This window comes from Oceanisphaera sediminis, from assembly GCF_039539745.1.
Lineage (GTDB): Bacteria > Pseudomonadota > Gammaproteobacteria > Enterobacterales > Aeromonadaceae > Oceanimonas > Oceanimonas sediminis.
In genome coordinates, this window is the sequence record NZ_BAABDS010000003.1 from 39781 (window position 1) to 56263 (window position 16483).

At 57.7% G+C, this 16483-nt stretch carries 13 protein-coding genes; 8 read left to right on the top strand and 5 right to left on the bottom strand.

The window, feature by feature from the left end; genetic code table 11:
- Window positions 1-763: 763 nt before the first annotated feature.
- Window positions 764-1453, bottom strand: a complete 690-nt coding sequence (gene csiR / locus ABD827_RS01280) for a DNA-binding transcriptional regulator CsiR (RefSeq protein ID WP_344961623.1) — start codon at window positions 1451-1453, stop codon at window positions 764-766.
- Between the two features lie 162 nt (window positions 1454-1615).
- On the opposite strand from csiR, the gene glaH reads away from it, so the two are divergent.
- Window positions 1616-2584 (top strand): glutarate dioxygenase GlaH, encoded by a 969-nt coding sequence (gene glaH, locus ABD827_RS01285; protein WP_344961625.1) that lies wholly within the window; start codon window positions 1616-1618, stop codon window positions 2582-2584.
- Between the two features lie 110 nt (window positions 2585-2694).
- Window positions 2695-3906, top strand: coding sequence for an L-2-hydroxyglutarate oxidase (gene lhgO, locus ABD827_RS01290; protein ID WP_344961627.1), 1212 nt, complete (start codon window positions 2695-2697; stop codon window positions 3904-3906).
- Between the two features lie 185 nt (window positions 3907-4091).
- Here lhgO and aptA read toward each other — a convergent pair whose 3' ends face one another.
- From aptA to ABD827_RS01305, 3 genes are all read right to left on the bottom strand, one after another.
- Window positions 4092-5414: an omega-aminotransferase AptA gene (aptA, locus tag ABD827_RS01295; RefSeq protein ID WP_344961629.1), complete on the bottom strand. Its 1323-nt coding sequence runs from the start codon at window positions 5412-5414 to the stop codon at window positions 4092-4094.
- 232 nt (window positions 5415-5646) lie between these two features.
- Window positions 5647-6465: a DUF2797 domain-containing protein gene (locus ABD827_RS01300; RefSeq protein WP_344961631.1), complete on the bottom strand. Its 819-nt coding sequence runs from the start codon at window positions 6463-6465 to the stop codon at window positions 5647-5649.
- Between the two features lie 74 nt (window positions 6466-6539).
- Window positions 6540-7259 carry a GntR family transcriptional regulator gene (locus tag ABD827_RS01305; RefSeq protein ID WP_344961633.1) on the bottom strand — a complete coding sequence of 240 codons (720 nt, stop codon included), beginning with the start codon at window positions 7257-7259 and terminating at the stop codon, window positions 6540-6542.
- A gap of 204 nt (window positions 7260-7463) precedes the next feature.
- Between ABD827_RS01305 and ABD827_RS01310 the strand changes: the two genes are divergently transcribed.
- The 5 genes from ABD827_RS01310 to ABD827_RS01330 all read left to right on the top strand — a co-directional run bounded on the left by ABD827_RS01310 (window position 7464) and on the right by ABD827_RS01330 (window position 12617).
- Window positions 7464-7802: a UxaA family hydrolase gene (locus ABD827_RS01310; protein ID WP_344961634.1), complete on the top strand. Its 339-nt coding sequence runs from the start codon at window positions 7464-7466 to the stop codon at window positions 7800-7802.
- Complete coding sequence (locus tag ABD827_RS01315) at window positions 7799-8977, top strand: UxaA family hydrolase (RefSeq protein ID WP_344961635.1); 1179 nt, start codon at window positions 7799-7801, stop codon at window positions 8975-8977. Before ABD827_RS01310 ends, ABD827_RS01315 begins: the two co-directional genes overlap by 4 nt.
- Window positions 8978-8987: 10 nt before the next feature.
- Window positions 8988-10103, top strand: a complete 1116-nt coding sequence (locus ABD827_RS01320; protein ID WP_344961637.1) for a mandelate racemase/muconate lactonizing enzyme family protein — start codon at window positions 8988-8990, stop codon at window positions 10101-10103.
- Window positions 10104-10132: 29 nt separating this feature from the next.
- Window positions 10133-11698, top strand: a complete 1566-nt coding sequence (locus ABD827_RS01325; protein ID WP_344961638.1) for a BCCT family transporter — start codon at window positions 10133-10135, stop codon at window positions 11696-11698.
- 499 nt (window positions 11699-12197) lie between these two features.
- Window positions 12198-12617 (top strand): VOC family protein, encoded by a 420-nt coding sequence (locus ABD827_RS01330; protein ID WP_344961640.1) that lies wholly within the window; start codon window positions 12198-12200, stop codon window positions 12615-12617.
- 15 nt (window positions 12618-12632) lie between these two features.
- Here ABD827_RS01330 and ABD827_RS01335 read toward each other — a convergent pair whose 3' ends face one another.
- Window positions 12633-14570, bottom strand: coding sequence for an alkaline phosphatase D family protein (locus ABD827_RS01335; RefSeq protein WP_344961642.1), 1938 nt, complete (start codon window positions 14568-14570; stop codon window positions 12633-12635).
- 194 nt (window positions 14571-14764) lie between these two features.
- On the opposite strand from ABD827_RS01335, the gene ABD827_RS01340 reads away from it, so the two are divergent.
- Complete coding sequence (locus ABD827_RS01340) at window positions 14765-16435, top strand: methyl-accepting chemotaxis protein (RefSeq protein ID WP_344961644.1); 1671 nt, start codon at window positions 14765-14767, stop codon at window positions 16433-16435.
- Window positions 16436-16483: the final 48 nt, after the last annotated feature.

Genomic DNA, 16483 nt, shown 5'->3' on the forward strand with positions numbered 1-16483 from the left:
TGAAAAAAAATGATTTGCAAAGTACACTGCCACAAGAAAAAAGGTTCAAACACAAAAAACCAACCTTCAGAGCAAGGCAAAGAAAGGATAAACCATTAAATTTAAACCATTAAAAAACAAACACTTAACCAATACCGCAGATATTGAAGTCAATATAAAAAAACAAAAAATAGCAAAAAAATCAAAAACTTAATAATAAAGAATCATTACAGTGCACTTACCCGCAACTTTCTCAGGATAAACCACCAATTCTCTTTTAATGCTTTAAAAATAAAAAGTTAATAACAAAAAGATATTTTATTATCTCATTAATGAGACATCAAAATTCCTCATTTGAATCTTTAACTGGTCTCGTTGGCTCGGACGACATCATGGATAAATAGAGTTATTTCTATTTGACAGGGAATAACTCATACGGCCTATGATACGCCGGGATGGGAAGAAGAGTAGTACGCAATGATCAGACTATTGCTGCTAAGTAATACCCTATGACTGGTGTGGATTATGGAGCTCGTTTGCCTTTATCGTCACCTTCGCGAAGGCGGGGGTCCAGTGCTTTGCAGGCGACTCACAGTGTAGTGGTCTACCCGCTCTTCGTGACAAGCTCTGGACTCCCACTTCGCGGGAATGACAAGAGGCCGCGCGGGAATGTCGACAAAACCAAACCTGTTATGCAGTACTGCTACCGGCATGGTACTGATCTTGGCAACGACCACCTGATCATGACCATACCGTAATGCCGCGCAGCCTGTTAGGCAGGATGCTAACCCACTCCTTGCTCGGTCAGCATCTGGGTAATGATGGCAACCGGGCTCATCAGGTGCTCGCGCATCATGGTACCGGCCTGTGGGGCGCGGGCCAGCAGGGCATCGAACAAGGCCTGATGTTCCTGCTGCTTGTCGGCCAGCGCCTGTGCGCTGAACACGGTGCGTTTCAGCCACAGGTAACGATAACGCGCCGCCTGATCCATCAGCGTCCGGCGCACCACCAGTAACTGGGGCGAGCAGCAACCGGCGGCCACCGCCTGATGAAAGGCCTGATGCCGTTGATCCCACTGGTTAAGCTGATCTTCCACCGACTCGAGATGGGTCACCTTGCTCAGCGCATGATGTGCCGCCACCACGCCGGCTTCCCACAAATCATCGCCCCGGGCCAGCGCCAGCTCCACCACCAGCCCTTCCAGCTGGGCGCGTGCATCGTAAATGTCCTTCAGCTCCGCCACCGACATGGGGCTGACCCGAAAACCGCGCTGGCTTTCGGCCGTGACCAGTCGTTCGGATACCAGCTGCGACAGCGCCTCCCGCAACGGACTGACCCCCAGACCATAGCGACTCTTCAGGCTGCTCATCAGCAGTTTCTCACCCGGCCCGAAATGACTCTGAATGATGTCTTGCTTCAACTGCTGGTAGGCCGTTCGCGCCAGGTTTTCCCGCGGGGTATCGAGGTTGCTCATGCTCTGTTCCTGAATGATTTCATGGCGCGATTATAGCGAAATTGTAACGGCGATCATAAAACAACCACAATAAATTGACAAAAGACAAAAATGTCGACATTTTATAGTTACAGCGACATTATGTCGCCTCGACCCAACACATAAAGTAACAAGGAAGCCACCATGTCTAACGTTGCCACCGCCGATTTCGTTCATCACCAGCATCAGGGGTTTACCCTGGCGCCATCTGCTCACTCTGCCCGCCTGCTCGAGCTTCGCTTCGACGAGCACACCGTTAACGCGTTTCTGGAGGCTACCGCCGAATGGCCGGTTCAGGCACTGGAATACAAGTCGTTTCTGCGTTTTCGCGTGGCAAAACTGCTGAATGATCTCTGTGGTCAGGCGCTGCAGCCGCTGCTGATCAATACCCTGGTCGACCGTCATACCGGCGCCCTGCTGATCACCCCGGAAGGATTGAATCAGGTAGAGCAGGCAGAAGACATGGTCAAGTTCACCACCGCCGTGGCCCACCTGATGGGTCGTTCCAACTTCGATGCCATGAGCGGCCAGTACTATGCCCGTTTCGTGGTCAAGAATCAGGACAGCTCGGACAGCTATCTGCGCCAGGCGCATCGAGTGATGGAACTGCACAATGACGGCACCTACGTCGAGCAGGACACCGACTATGTGCTGATGCTGAAGATCGACGAGCAGAACATGGAAGGCGGCAATTCACTGTTGCTGCACCTGGACGACTGGGAACACCTGAACCGCTTCTATGCCGATCCCATGGCTCGCCGGGTGATGCGCTGGGCCGCGCCGCCCAGCAAGAACACCACCAAGGACGTGTATCATGCTGTGTTCGATACCGATCGCAGCGGCCAACCCATCATGTCGTATATCGATCAGTTCGTGCAGCCGAAAAACTTTGACGAAGGCGTGTGGCTGGCTGACTTGTCCGAGGCGCTGGAAACCAGTAAACAGCAGCTGTCGGTGCCGGTTCCTGCCGGATCCTTCCTGCTGATCAACAACCATTTCTGGCTGCACGGTCGCGACAAGTTCATTGCCCATGATGGCCTGCGTCGCGAGCTGATGCGCCAGCGCGGCTACTTCACTCACGCCAAGACCCTGAAGCAGCCAAATCAGGGCTAAAGACTTTGACAAGGTGCCGCCAGACGCGGCACTTTGAATAATAACAACAAGCTAACATCACGCCGGGGCTGGTCTCCGGCTTTTGCCTCTCTCTCACAGGTGAACCTACAGTGTTTGACTTCATTATTATCGGTGGCGGCATCGTCGGCATGTCCACCGCCTGGCAGCTCAAAAAAGCCTATCCCGACCACAAGATACTGCTGCTGGAAAAAGAGTCCGGCCCGGCTCAGCATCAAACCGGTCATAACAGCGGCGTCATTCATGCCGGGGTCTACTACACCCCCGGCAGCCTAAAGGCCAGATTCTGCCTGGAAGGCAATCTCGCCACCAAGGCGTTCTGTCGTGAGCATGACATTCCCTTCGACGAATGCGGCAAGCTGCTGGTGGCCACCAGCGAGCTTGAAATGGAACGGATGAAGACGCTGTGGGATCGCAGCGAGGCCAATGGTCTGGAGCGCTACTGGCTGAATGCCGACCAGCTGAAAGAACGGGAACCCAATATCACCGGCGTGGGCGGCATCTTTGTACCCTCCAGTGGCATCGTCAACTACAAGCAGGTGACCGCGGCCATGGGCCGGGAGTTCGAGCGTCTGGGTGGCGAAATTCGTTATCACGCCGAGGTCACCGGGCTGGTGGAAGAAAGCAGTCAGGTGGTGGTGCAAACCGCGCTGGGCGAATTTCAGGGTCGGTATCTGGTGTCCTGCTCCGGCCTGATGGCAGACCGGGTGGTGCGCATGCTGGGTATAGAGCCCGAGTTCAAGATTTGCCCCTTCCGCGGCGAATACTACCTGCTCAAGCCCGAACACAATCAGATAGTGAACCACCTGATCTATCCGATTCCGGATCCGAACATGCCCTTCCTTGGCGTGCACCTGACCCGGATGATCGACGGCACCGTCACCGTAGGCCCCAACGCGGTGCTGGCGTTCAAGCGAGAAGGCTATAACAAGCGCGATATCTCCCTGCGCGACACCCTGGAGATGTTTACCTATCCCGGCATTCTCAAGGTGTTGATGAAGAACCTCAAACCGGGCCTGATCGAGATGAAGAACTCCCTCAACAAGAGCGGCTATCTGGAGCTGGTGCGCAAATACTGCCCCCGCCTGGAGGCCGGCGATCTTACTCCCTACCCGGCCGGCATTCGCGCCCAGGCGGTGTCGAAAGACGGCAACCTGGTGGACGACTTCCTGTTCGTGAACACCAAACGCACCATCAACGTCTGCAACGCCCCGTCACCGGCGGCCACCTCTGCCATTCCCATCGGCGGCTACATCGTCGACAAGGTGAAGGCCCAGGTCGAAGAAGGCACCGCCGTCGCCTGACTCGATTAAGCCATAACGTAAAAAGGCAGACTCACGGGTCTGCCTTTTTACTATCGATAGCTCCCCAAATATTGAGCCTTTGCTTCCCACCGGCGAAACCTGACTGACTGCACCTTACATCCATTCAGATTTCCAGCCATAAAAAAGGACTGCACATGCAGTCCTTTTTTCATCATGCAACAGAGTTAGCCCAGATGCTGCCGAATGCTGGATTCGAGAATGCCAATCGCCTGATCAACATGCGGTTTATCGATGATCAGCGGCGGCGACATGGCGATGGCATCGCCCAGCGAGCGCAGCATCATGCCCTGCTCCCAGGCGGCGGTCTGGATCATGCCGCCGCTGGCACCGGGCTTGCCGGCCAGAGGTTCAAACTCGACCGCCGCAATCAGCGAGTAGTTACGAATATCCACCACTCCCGGCAGCCCTTTCAGGCTATGCAGGCCCTGCTCGAAATAACGGGCAATATCGCCGTCGGCGGCGCCACGGTGGAACAGCGATTCCTGCTCGTACACATCCAGGGTTGCCATGGCGGCGGCACAGGCCAGCGGATGGGCGGAATAGGTATAGCCGTGGAAGAATTCAACCCCGTGACCGCCGTGCTCGACTACCGCATCGTAGATATGATCCCCGGCCAGTACCGCACCCATGGGGGCGGCGCCATTGGTCAGGCCCTTGGCGGTGGTCATGATGTCGGGTACCACGTCAAAGGTCTGGCTGGCAAAGACATCGCCGGTGCGACCAAAACCGCAGATCACCTCGTCGAAAATCAGCAGAATGCCGTGCTGATCGCAGATTTCACGAATGCGTTTCAGATAGCCGACCGGGGGTGGCAGCACGCCGCCGGCACCGGTAATGGGCTCGATGATCACGGCGGCAATGCGGCTGGCATCGTGAAGTTTGATCAGCTTTTCCAGCTCATTGGCCTTGTCGATACCACCGTGCAGCGGCAAACCGCGGGAGAAGGCGTTGAGCTCCAGATCCTGGGTATGCGTCAGGTGATCATTGGGGATCCACTGGCCAAAGGCCTTATGGTTATTGGTCAGTCCACCCACCGAGATACCGCCGAAATTAACGCCGTGGTAGCCGCGTTCCCGGCCGATAAACAGCTGCTTGCCGCCATTACCCTGCGCATGATGGTAGGCGAGCGCCATTTTCAGGGCGGTTTCTACCGACTCGGAGCCGGAGTTGGTATAAAAAACCTTGTTGAGGTTACCCGGTGCCAGCTGTGCCAGCCGCTCCGATAATTCAAATGACAATGGATGGCCAAAGCCGAAACAGGGGGCATAGTCCAGCGTTCTGGCCTGACGGGCGATGGCTTCGGCAATATGCGGGTGGCCATGACCGGCGTTACAGCACCAGAGGCCGGCGGTCATATCCAGCACCTGACGCTGATCGTCCGTGGTCCAGTACATTCCCTTGGCGCCGGTAAGCATGCGCGGCTTGGCTTTGAAGCCCTTGTTGGGGGTAAACGGCATCCAGTGTGCGGCTAATTCATTGGTATTCATCTTGGCACTCCCTCAAACTCTCGATACAAATGTGGTGTGAGCTAATAGTCGGAACAGTGTGAACAAGATGAAATGTTTGAAAAATAACGGTGCTTAAATGCTTAGTTTGACCATATTCAACATGAAGCCGGGCCAGCTGCGGTCGCGCAATAAAAAAGCCGGTCAGCGAGACCGGCTTTTTGCTGTCAGATTTTAAATTACCCGACCAAGGATTGCCGCTGACCGGCAAGCCTCAGCCCAGCGTGACTTCGTAGCCGGTGAATTTGCGCAGGTTAATCACCCCGGTGTCTAGCATCAGATACTGGCCCTTGATGCCGAGCAGGGTGCCCGAGACCACCGGGTTCTTGTCGAAGTTGTGGCTGGCGATTTTGGTCGGGTATTCCAGCACCGGATAGCTCAGCTCCACTATCTCTTCGTTAAGCACGGTTACCGCGTCTTCACCATATTTCAGCAGCAGATCGCCGATCTTGTCCTGAATTTCCGGCAGTAACCGCGCAGCTTCGGCTTTAAGATCCATATCGGCTTCGCCGCCCTTGAGCATGGCGCGCCAGTTGGTCTTGTCTGCCACCATTTCGGCCAGCGCCACTTCCACCAGACCGGAGAGCTGACGGGTCGCCACCCGCAGAATGGGCAGCGCCTGGGTTGCGCCCTGATCAATCCAGCGGGTCGGCACCTGGCTATGGCGGGTAATGCCCACCTTCAGGCCCGAGGTGTTTGCCAGATAGACGATATGCTCCACCATGCAGTGACTGTCGCCCCATTCGGGCTCGCGGCAGGTGCCTTCAAAATAGTGGCAGGTCTCCGGCTTCATCACGCACATGTCGCAGCGGGCCAGCTTCTTCATGCAGGGAAAGCAGTGCCCCTGGGAATAACTCTTGCTGGTTTTGCGGCCGCAGGCATTGCAGTAGATGTTGCCGGTGTGAGTCAGGGTCAGCACCTGCCCCAGCAGGGGGTTGAGATCGACGCGATGTTCGCCCAGCGCCAGCTGGTAGGTCACGGGAGAAGCCAGTTGCCCCGGCATCTTGATCAGGGTTCCGGTAAGGTTGCTCATGCTGCCTTGTCGTTGCTGTTGAGTAAGCCGCTCATTCTATCAGCCACCCGGCAGAGTGTCCTGCCGGCAGGCATTCACTTCCCTTCTTCGGTCAATTCAGGCATGGATTGGTCAACCGTGTCGGCCTTGTGGCCCGACAGGGCATGCGCCTTGAACCGGGCGCCGATCTCGGTGAAGGTGGTGATATTTTCTCCCGCCAGCCTGACGGCCAGCTCGGCATCCCCGGCACAAATGGCATCCACCAGCGGCTGATGGCTGCTGGCAATCTCCTGCGGCTGATAGCTGACCAAGTCGATGTTGAAGTAAATCAGCATCTGGTTAGCCACGTTCTGGTAGATGCTATACAGTCGGCCGTTGCCACTCAGCTCCACAATCAGGCTGTGCAGGTTCAGCTCCTGTTTGCTCATTTCCTGACTGCTGACATTCGGCTCGGCCGCCTTTTGCAGAAACGCGTCCATCATGCCCTGCAGTCGCCGCCGTCCCTCATCGGTAAGGCGCTCGGCCGCCAGCCAGGCGGAGCGGGTTTCCAGGGCGACCCTGAGGTGAAAGATCTCCCATAAATCGTGCTCGTCCAGCTCGATCACCTGCCATCCGACATAGGGTTTTTGCACCACTATGCCCTCATGCGCCAGGTTGTTGAGGGCCATGCGCACGGTACTGCGGGACAGTTCCAGCTCCCTGGCCAGCGCACTTTCCACCAGTTTTTCTCCCATGCGGTAATGTCCGCTCAGGATCAGCTCGCGCAGGTACCCGGCGGCTTGCTCTTCCAGGCTACTTTTGATGATTTTTTTCATTATTTATCAACCGCTACGGTGAGTCATGCCATCGCATTGTAACGCATCTGCGGCCACAAAAGCGCCCCAAATACACCGGCAGACTGTTCGACAATCAAACAACTCCGACCAGAACAGGTGAAATTTTCGGTGTTCCTCGCTTATTGATTGTCCTACAATCCCCTCCGCCGATTGTAGGACAATCAATAGCAGGGAGAGGTGAAGATGACAGTCAAAGCCATTCGCTTGGCCCAGCAGGACAATGTTGCCACACTGCTGAGTGATGCCGACAAGCATCAGGTAGTGGAGGTAATTGATGATAAAAATCAGTCTGTTGGTCAATTCAAGGCGCTGCAGGCCATTCCCTTTGGCAACAAGATAGCGCTCACGGCCATCGCGCCACAGCAGGCCATTCAGAAAGCGGAGTATTCGGTCGGCATCGCCGTGAAACCCATCCCGGTCGGCGACCTGGTGCATGTTCAGAATGTACGCAGCAGCCGGGTCGATATTCCGCAAAACATTATCGAACAAATTATCCAACAGATGCGGATAGAGACCCCATGATGCAAACATTCCGGGGATATCGACGCCCGAACGGGCAAGTAGGCATTCGCAACCACATACTGATTCTGGTTATCGACGAGTGTGCCGAGGGCATCGCTCAGGCCATTCGTCAGACCGTGAGCGAGTGCGTCATCGTCACCAACCACTACACCTGCATGTATGGCGGTAATGAGGAGCTGGTCAACGTGATGATCGGCGCCGCACTCAACCCCAATGTGGCGGGCGTGCTGGTGCTCAACATGGGCTGCGGCAGCATAGACCCGAGCATTCTGACCACACCGGTAGAACAGGCCGGCAAGCCGGCTCGCAGTCTGCCGGTGATCAAGAGCAACGGCACCCGGCAAACCATTCGCCAGGGAATCGCCCTGGCCCGGGAGCTGGTGGCGCTGGCAAAGGAAGTACCGGTTGAACCCGTATCGATCAGCGAGCTGCTGGTCGGGGTGAAATGTGGCGGCTCGGACACCAGCTCCGGCATTGCCTCCAACCCCGCCGTGGGCAAGGCGGTCGACACCCTGGTGGACATGGGCGCCAGCTGTGTGGCCGGCGAGCTTATCGAGCTTATCGGCTGCGAAGACATACTGCGTCGGCGCGCGGTCAGCGACACCGTGGCCGACAAGATAGAACGCCTGATCTTCGAGGAAGAGCGCCGCTGGCATGTGCCGGGTACCGATGTAGAAACCATGAGCATCGGCAACAGCGTCGGCGGCCTGACCACGCTGGAAGAAAAGGCCCTGGGCGCACTGCACAAGACCGGTACCCGCCCGATTCAGGATGTACTGCAAATCACGCCCACCGGCATCGAAAAACCGGGCGCACCGGGCATGTACCTTTCCGAAACCACCCATCTGTGTGGCGCGGCCGGCATGCACTTTGCCGCGCTGGGCGCCCAGGTGATCCTGTGGACCACCGGCGGCGCCGGCTTTAACAACCCGATAGTGCCGGTCATTCGCGTCAGCGGCAATGCGTCACTGATCACCGAAGATATCGACGTGGATGTCAGCGGCATCATGTCTGCCACCCAGAGTGTCGAGCAGGCGGCCACCGAGGTGCTGAGCTGCCTGAATCAGGTGATTCAGGGGGAGCAGACCGCCATCGAAGAGGTCGGTTTTGCCTTTTGCTCGCTGTATCAGAAAGACCAGCGCCTGGAAACGCTGATCCATTCTCAACCGGTATAAAGAGAAACTCATGAAAATTACCGATATTGAAGTGATCTGCCTGCGGGTGCCCGCGCCGGATCAGGAATGCGAGTGGGGTGAAGATGCGGTCATCGTCCGCGTGCATACCGACACCGGCCTGATCGGCATCGGCGAAGCCGACAGCTCGCCCGAGGTGGTCAGAGCCTGTATCGAAACGCCCCAGTCCAATCTGTATTGCCACGGCCTCAAGTCACTGCTGATCGGTGAAAGCCCGCTGGAAATAGAGCGGCTGTGGAACAAGATGTACTGGGCATCGAACTACTTCGGACGCCGCGGCGCCGGTATTCATGCCATCAGCGCCATCGATATTGCCCTGTGGGACATCGCCGGCCAGTTTTATGGCGTGCCCCTGCATACCCTGCTCGGTGGCAAGTATCGCGACCGTATCAAGGCATACGGCACCTTCATTCCCGCACCTCGGCCGGAAGAAAACCGCGCCATTGCCGCCCGTCTGGTGCAGCAGGGTTTTACCAGCATCAAGTTCGGCGGTGGCGTGTTTGGCGATGATCCGGAAACGGATTATCAGATAGTGAAGCAGGTGCGCGAAGCCGTCGGCGAGCATATCGAGGTGCAGATCGACCTGGCCTCGAAGTGGCGCACCGCAGGACATTCCGCCTACATGGCCGAGAGACTGGAGCCCTTCAATCTCAACTGGATAGAAGAACCGGTACTGGCCGATGATCTGGCCGGTTACAGCAAGCTGGCCGGCAAGGTACGGGCCAAAATCGCCGGCGGCGAGTCGCTGACCACCCGTTACGAGTTCAAACACTTTCTCGAGCATTCCCGGGTAGACATCGTTCAACCGGATATCACCCGCTGCGGTGGCATCACCGAGATGAAAAAGATCTATGACCTGGCCCAGATGCACGGCGTTCAGCTGGTGCCTCACGGCTTCAGCACCGGCATTCTGCTGGCCGCATCGGTGCATTTTCTCGCGGCCAGTGAACACGGCACCCTGATGGAGTACTCACAGAGTCAAAGCCCCCTGTCCACCGCTTTGGTGGCGAATGGTTTGCCGTTTGAAAACGGTTATGTCCCTGTTCCGAATCAACCGGGCTTAGGGGTAGAGCTCAATGAAGACATCATCGAGCGTTACAAAGCATAAACATGTCAATATGGATGGAATCATTAGTTATGAAACACGAAAAGAGAAACATAGATAAGCCCTTGATGCTGATCAGCCTCTCCACGATTCTTTTTATCGTGGCCGGGCTGTCGATCTATCCCGAACAGGGCAATGCCATTGCCAAGCAGTTGTTCAGCATGATTACCGACCACTTCGGCTCGCTTTATCTGCTGTTCGGCTTTTTCAGCGTGATTGTTCTGGCCTGGATTGCCCTTAGCAAGCATGGCGCCATTCGCCTGGGTGACAGCAAGCCCCAGTACGGTTTTTTCACCTATCTGTCGATGATGATCTGTGCCGGACTGGGCTCGGCCACCGTGTACTGGGCCTTTCTGGAATGGGGCTACTATTACATGGATCCCCCTTACGGTATCGAGCCCTACTCGTCTCAGGCGGCCGAGTGGGCCACCGGTTACAACATGTTCCACTGGGGTATTTCGGCCTGGTCGCTGTACTGTCTCGCCTCGCTGCCCGTGGCCTACTCCTTCCATGTTCGCAAGAATCCCAAGCTCAAACTGAGCGCGGTGTGCGAAAGCATCATGGGCCGTTTCTATAATGCGGCCGTGGGTAGAACCATAGATACCATCTTTATCTTCAGTTGCGTCGGGGCCATGGGTATTACCCTGGGTCTGAGCGTCCCCATGGTGACCGAGGGCATCGCCTCTCTGCTGGGCACCGAAAGCAGTTTCGCCATGAACGTGGGGCTGATGCTGTTTATCACCGCCCTGTTTACCATCAGCTCCTATGTCGGTATCGAAAAGGGCATGGCCAAGCTGAGCGACATGAACACCAAGCTGGCCATCCTGTTTGTGGTGTCGATTCTGCTGATTGGCCCCACCACCTTTATCATCGATCAAACGGTCAATGGTTATGGCCTGATGCTGCAGAACTTTATTCGCATGAGTCTGTGGACCGATCCGGTAGAAGGCGGCTCCTTCCCGACCTCCTGGACCGTATTCTACTGGGCGTACTGGATGACCTATGTGCCCTTTATGGCGCTGTTTGTCACCAAGGTGTCTGCCGGTCGTACCCTGAGAGAAGTGATCGCCAGCATGGTGCTGGGTGGCAGTGCCGGCTGTTTCATCTTCTTTGGTGTGCTGGGCAGCTTCAGCATGAGCGCGCACCTCAATGAACTGATCAACCTGACCGAGTCACTCAACACCGCCGGCGGCTCCGCCACCGTGGTGGCGGTCATGAAGACATTGCCGTTCAGCTCGCTGTTTATTGTGATGTTTGCGGTGATGTCTGTCCTGTTTCTGGCCACCACGCTCGATTCCGCCTCCTTTACCCTGGCGGCAACGGCGGCAAACCAGCTGGATGAAAATGCCAACCCGCCCACCTCGTTGCGTCTGTTCTGGTGTCTGATCCTGGCCGCAGTCCCCCTGGCCATGATGTTTATCGACGCACCGCTCAGCACGGTGCAAACACTGGCCATCGTCACCTCGCTGCCGCTGATGGTGGTGATCTTCATCATGCTGTACGGTTTCTTCCGCTGGATAAATGGCCAGGAAACCGTAAGTGAGCAACAAGAGCAAACGGTGGAGCAAGCAGCCGTGATATCGGTACCGGCCGACTGAGGCCGTGGCTGAACACCTGATGTGAAAGGGCAGAAGCGCAAGCTTCTGCCCTTTTTCATGTTGAACCGCCGTGGCACAACACCCGGCTCGCCACCATACTCAGCACCGAGAGATACCAATTTGAATAAAGATCTGATCATTTTTTAAACCCGAGCTCAGAGGCAACGCAGCCGCCTCCCACGACACGCCATAAACTCATCCCTGAGGGCTCAGGAAATGCCGTCCATGGCATTTCATGGTCGTGGCAGTCGATCTCTGTTGCCTCTTCTCGAGCACCGAGTTGCCTGTAGGCGACGCTAACAGGCAACTCCTTGGCATCAGAGAGGATAAAGGGATCTGCTCCGCCGACCCTCCGCGCCAAGGATGGCGCGGCGGAGCCTACATGGAGGTATTCACGGCGTGTCGGCGGAGCGGGGCCTTTGTCCGATCTTTGCAGAGCAACCAAATAGATCAGTTATTTAATCCCTTTGGTATGAGATCAACTCGAGGAGCACAGCCCATGGCGCACATTCACTACCCCCGCCTCACCCACATCGCCCTGCATGTGCAGGACATAGAGGCCTGCATCCATTTCTACCGCGACTTCTGCGGCATGGTCGAGACTCACAGACGCGACAAGCCACCGCAAACCATCGTCTGGCTCGCCGAGCCCGGCCGCGAGCGGGAATTCATCTTCGTGTTGATGAACGGCGGTGAGGATCTGCAACTGTCCGAGCACGATTACCGCCATTTCGGCTTCGCCCTGCCCAGTCGGGCGGCGGTGGACGAGATTGCCCGCCGGGCCGACGCCGCCGGGTGCCTGATCTGGCCACCCAGAGACGAGCCCTGGCCGGTAGGCTATTACTGCGGCGTGAAGGATCACAACGGTAACTACGTGGAATTCAGCCATGGCCAGCCATTAGGGCTGCCCGAAGAGTAAGCGCCTGCCGAACGCTCAGCGTCCTTCCCGATTCAGGGCCGCTGCCGGTTCGGCCGCCTTGTCGGCGACAAAATCCACCGCGCCCTCATTGGTGATCTGCTGCACCAATACCGGCTCGCCGGCGTCGTTGAAGCGCACATAGCCAATGCCGGAACGGTTCAGCAATCGCTCGCCTTTTGACGCCGATACCGGCGGATGCGGGGTAATCTCCAGCCGCCGCCGGCGGGTAAACCAATTCAGCGGCGAGCGGGGAGAATAGAGCCAGCGGTTGAGTCGGTCCAGTACATCCAGCAGCCGGGCCGGAAACTCGTTCTTGATGCCGCTGCTGGTGATTTGCCAGATATGCGGCTCCCCGCCCCGATGCCGCAACTTGATGTCGTACATGAAGGAGTAATGCACGTCTCCCGACAGGATCACGTAATTGGCCGGGGTGCGGGCATGACGGAAGATGTTGAGGATCACGTTGGCGGTGCCCTTGTGAGCCATCCAGTTTTCCGCATCCACCAGCAACGGCTTGCCGAACCAGGTGAAGATCTTCTGGATCACCTCGATAAGCTTGACCCCGAACACCGGGGTCGGTGACACGATCACCACGGCGTCATGGTGCAGCAACTCCCCCTGCAGCTCGGTCAATGCTTCCCAGTCCATCAGCCCCGAAGGGCGATCGAAATTGGACTCGGCACGCCAGCGGCGGGTGCGGGTATCCAGCACCAGCAGCTTGGGGCTGGTCGGCAGGTGATAGTGCCAGCGTTCGAATTTCAGCAGGTGATCGATCAGTCGATCCTGCTGCTGTGCTTCCGGCTTTCTACTCCAGGCGTCGAGCAACGCCAGCGGCTCTCCCTTGAAGGCGTCCGGATCGTTACCCCAGCCCTGACAGATCGAATAGCCCACCAACGCATTGCCGATGATTCGGCGCGAGAAAGGATGACCATAGGCGCTTTCTTCCCAGGCGGCGGTCAGATTCCAGTCGTCGGTGACATCATGATCATCGAAGATCATCAGGGTCGGCAGATGTGCCAGCAGCCGCCGTACCGCGGGTAGCCCTTCAACGAAGGCCGCCAGTCGCGTGCGCTCGGTCTGGTATTGATGCTGTCGCTCCGGGCTCAGCTCCGGCTGATAGTCCGACAGCCCACGCCAGGGCTCCGGCGACCAGACCAGCAGATACATGGCCAGTACCTCGGCCAGGGTAATCAGGTGGTTGTCGGCACTGCTGGTGGTAAAGATGGGCTTGCGCGCCCCTTCGAAGAAACGCTGCTGCAGCGTCCGGTTGCCTTGATTACTGGGCAGCAGTTCGCTGCGGCGGTAGTAGTTGAGCGGGCTGGCAAACAGCTCTTCACTATTGGCAACCAGGGCGCCCTCCAGGGTTTCCGGATACAGGCCCAGCTCTTCAATCAACTGATGAATGGCGGTCAGCACGGGGCCGGCCACATCGTCCGCATAAATCTGATCGCCGCTCAGCATCAAGACCGCCGGGCGCTTGAGCGGCTGCTGGTGACATTGTTGCAGCCAGCTATCGGCTGCCACCAGCCCGTCGTCTGCGGCGTGATGAGGCTTGCGACAGGAGCCGTGCAATATTTCTTCCAGTCGGCTGCGGATCACCAACTGCGGCAGCGGCTCGCCCGGGTAGCACAGATCCGGCGCCCAGTCGGCCATGCCGTGCCACTCATCCTGCTCCGACGCACGCCACTGCAGATCGTAGGCCACCAGGGTATCGGCCGGCAGCGGTGTATCGAGTTCGAGATCCAGTAACTGAATAAAGCAGCGCTCTCCTACCTGCACTTCCCGCTGCCGGTCTCCGCTGAATACCAGTGGGCTGCGCTCCGGCAGCAACAAGCGAAATTGCAGTGGGGTTCGGCTGGCCAGCCAGAATACCAGCCGTTCGCAACTGGTCCGGCGCAGCATGGGACCGGCGAGAATGGTTGAACGCATGTGGTGCTCGATGAATAAAGTCATGTCCGCATCATAACGGGGCCGGTCATCGCTTGAAAAGACAAGCCGCCCACGCTGCGCCCGACGCTGCCGCTGGCATCGCTCGAAATGGCGCACTTTATTGTCTTAAATTGCAGCTTGCGATACTAGTTTCAATGACAAATGGAAGGCAAAATGATACAAGATTGTGAACAACTGATAACACAGTGAGATCAAGGATGAACCGACTTTCCATCAGGCAAAAAATACTGCTGCTGGCACTGCTGCCCCTGACGCTACTCGCCGCCGTCAGCACCTGGGTGAATGTAAACCAGTCGCTGCGGCTCAAGGAGTTGAGCGGTGAAAGCCTGCATCGCTCTTTGTTCGATGCCCGCAAGCAACAGCTGGCCAATTACATGGAACTGGCGGTAAGTGGCATTAGTCCCCTGCTGCAACAAGGCAGGATCGACGCCGCCAAGGCCCAGCTGCGCCGGCTGCGCTTCGATGACGGCAGCGGCTACTTCTTTGTTTACAACGGCGACGGGGTACAGGTAGTCAGTGCCGATAATCCGGCGCGGGAAGGTAACAACTATCTCAACTCCACCAGCCCGGACGGACGCCATCTGGTGCAGGAATACGTAGCCCTGGGTCGCCAGGGCGGCGGCTACGTCGAATACCGCTGGCCGAGACCGGATTCGACCGAGGGCGCACCCAAACTGGCCAACATTACCCCGATTCCGGGTAGCGACTGGCTGCTGGGCACCGGCTTCTACATCGATGATCTGCAGGCCACCGTGGCCGGGCTGGAGCAGGAACTCTCCGCGTCGGTACGTCAGGGCCTGATTAACTCCGCCCTGTCTGCCGCCCTGCTGCTGGCGCTGATTGCCGCCGCCGGTCTGGTGATGGCGCGCAGCATTCACGCCCCCATCCGTCAGGCGGTGTCCACCATGGAAGACATTGCCCGGGGTGAAGGCGATCTGACCCGCCGGCTCGATACCGGTCATGGCCATGAGCTGGGCGTGCTGGCCCGCTCGTTCAACCACTTTGCCGGCCAGATCAGCACCCTGGTGCAAAGCACCCGCCAGTCGGCCGATACCCTGCAGGAAGCCAGTGCCGAGCTGCAGCGCTTTATGGACGAAACCGAAACCGGCATCAGCCGCCAGCATCACGAAAGTGATCAACTGGCCACCGCCATGAACCAGATGTCGGCCACCGCGCAGGAAGTCGCGGCCAGTGCCGCCCAGGCCGCCGATGCGGCCCGCCAGGCAGAACATCAGGTCTCGGGAGCCCAGCAGCTGCTGCAGGGCGCCATCACCGTCATCGACGGGCTGGAAAGCCAGGTAGCCAGCGGCGTGGAGATCATTCAACGACTGGGGCTGGAGTCGGAGCAGATTGGCTCGGTACTCGACGTGATCCGCGGCATTGCCGAACAGACCAATCTGCTGGCACTCAACGCCGCCATCGAGGCGGCCCGGGCCGGCGAGCAGGGCCGTGGCTTCGCGGTGGTGGCCGACGAGGTGCGCACCCTGGCCGGACGCACCCAGAGCAGCACCGAAGAGATTCACAACATGATCAATCGGTTGCAACAGGGTTCCAAGGAAGCGGTACAGGCTATCGAAAGCATTCGTGATCGCAGCAGCCACACGGTGACCGAGGCCCGTCGCATCGACGATGCGCTGGTCGATATCGGCACCGCGGTCAACACCATCAACTGCATGAACGAGCAGATTGCCAGCGCCGCCGAAGAACAGACCCAGGTGTCGGAAAGCATCAACGTCAACGTGCATCAGATTGTGGCCATTGCCGAGCAGACCAACGCCGGCTCCCGCGCCGCCAGCCAGACCAGCCGCCAGGTTGGCGAGCTGGCCAACAGCCTGCAGCAACTGGTGGGTCGCTATCGCACCAGCTGATCTGCCGCTCACTCGGCAAACAGGAGAGTAACGTTAACGTGCGCCAGT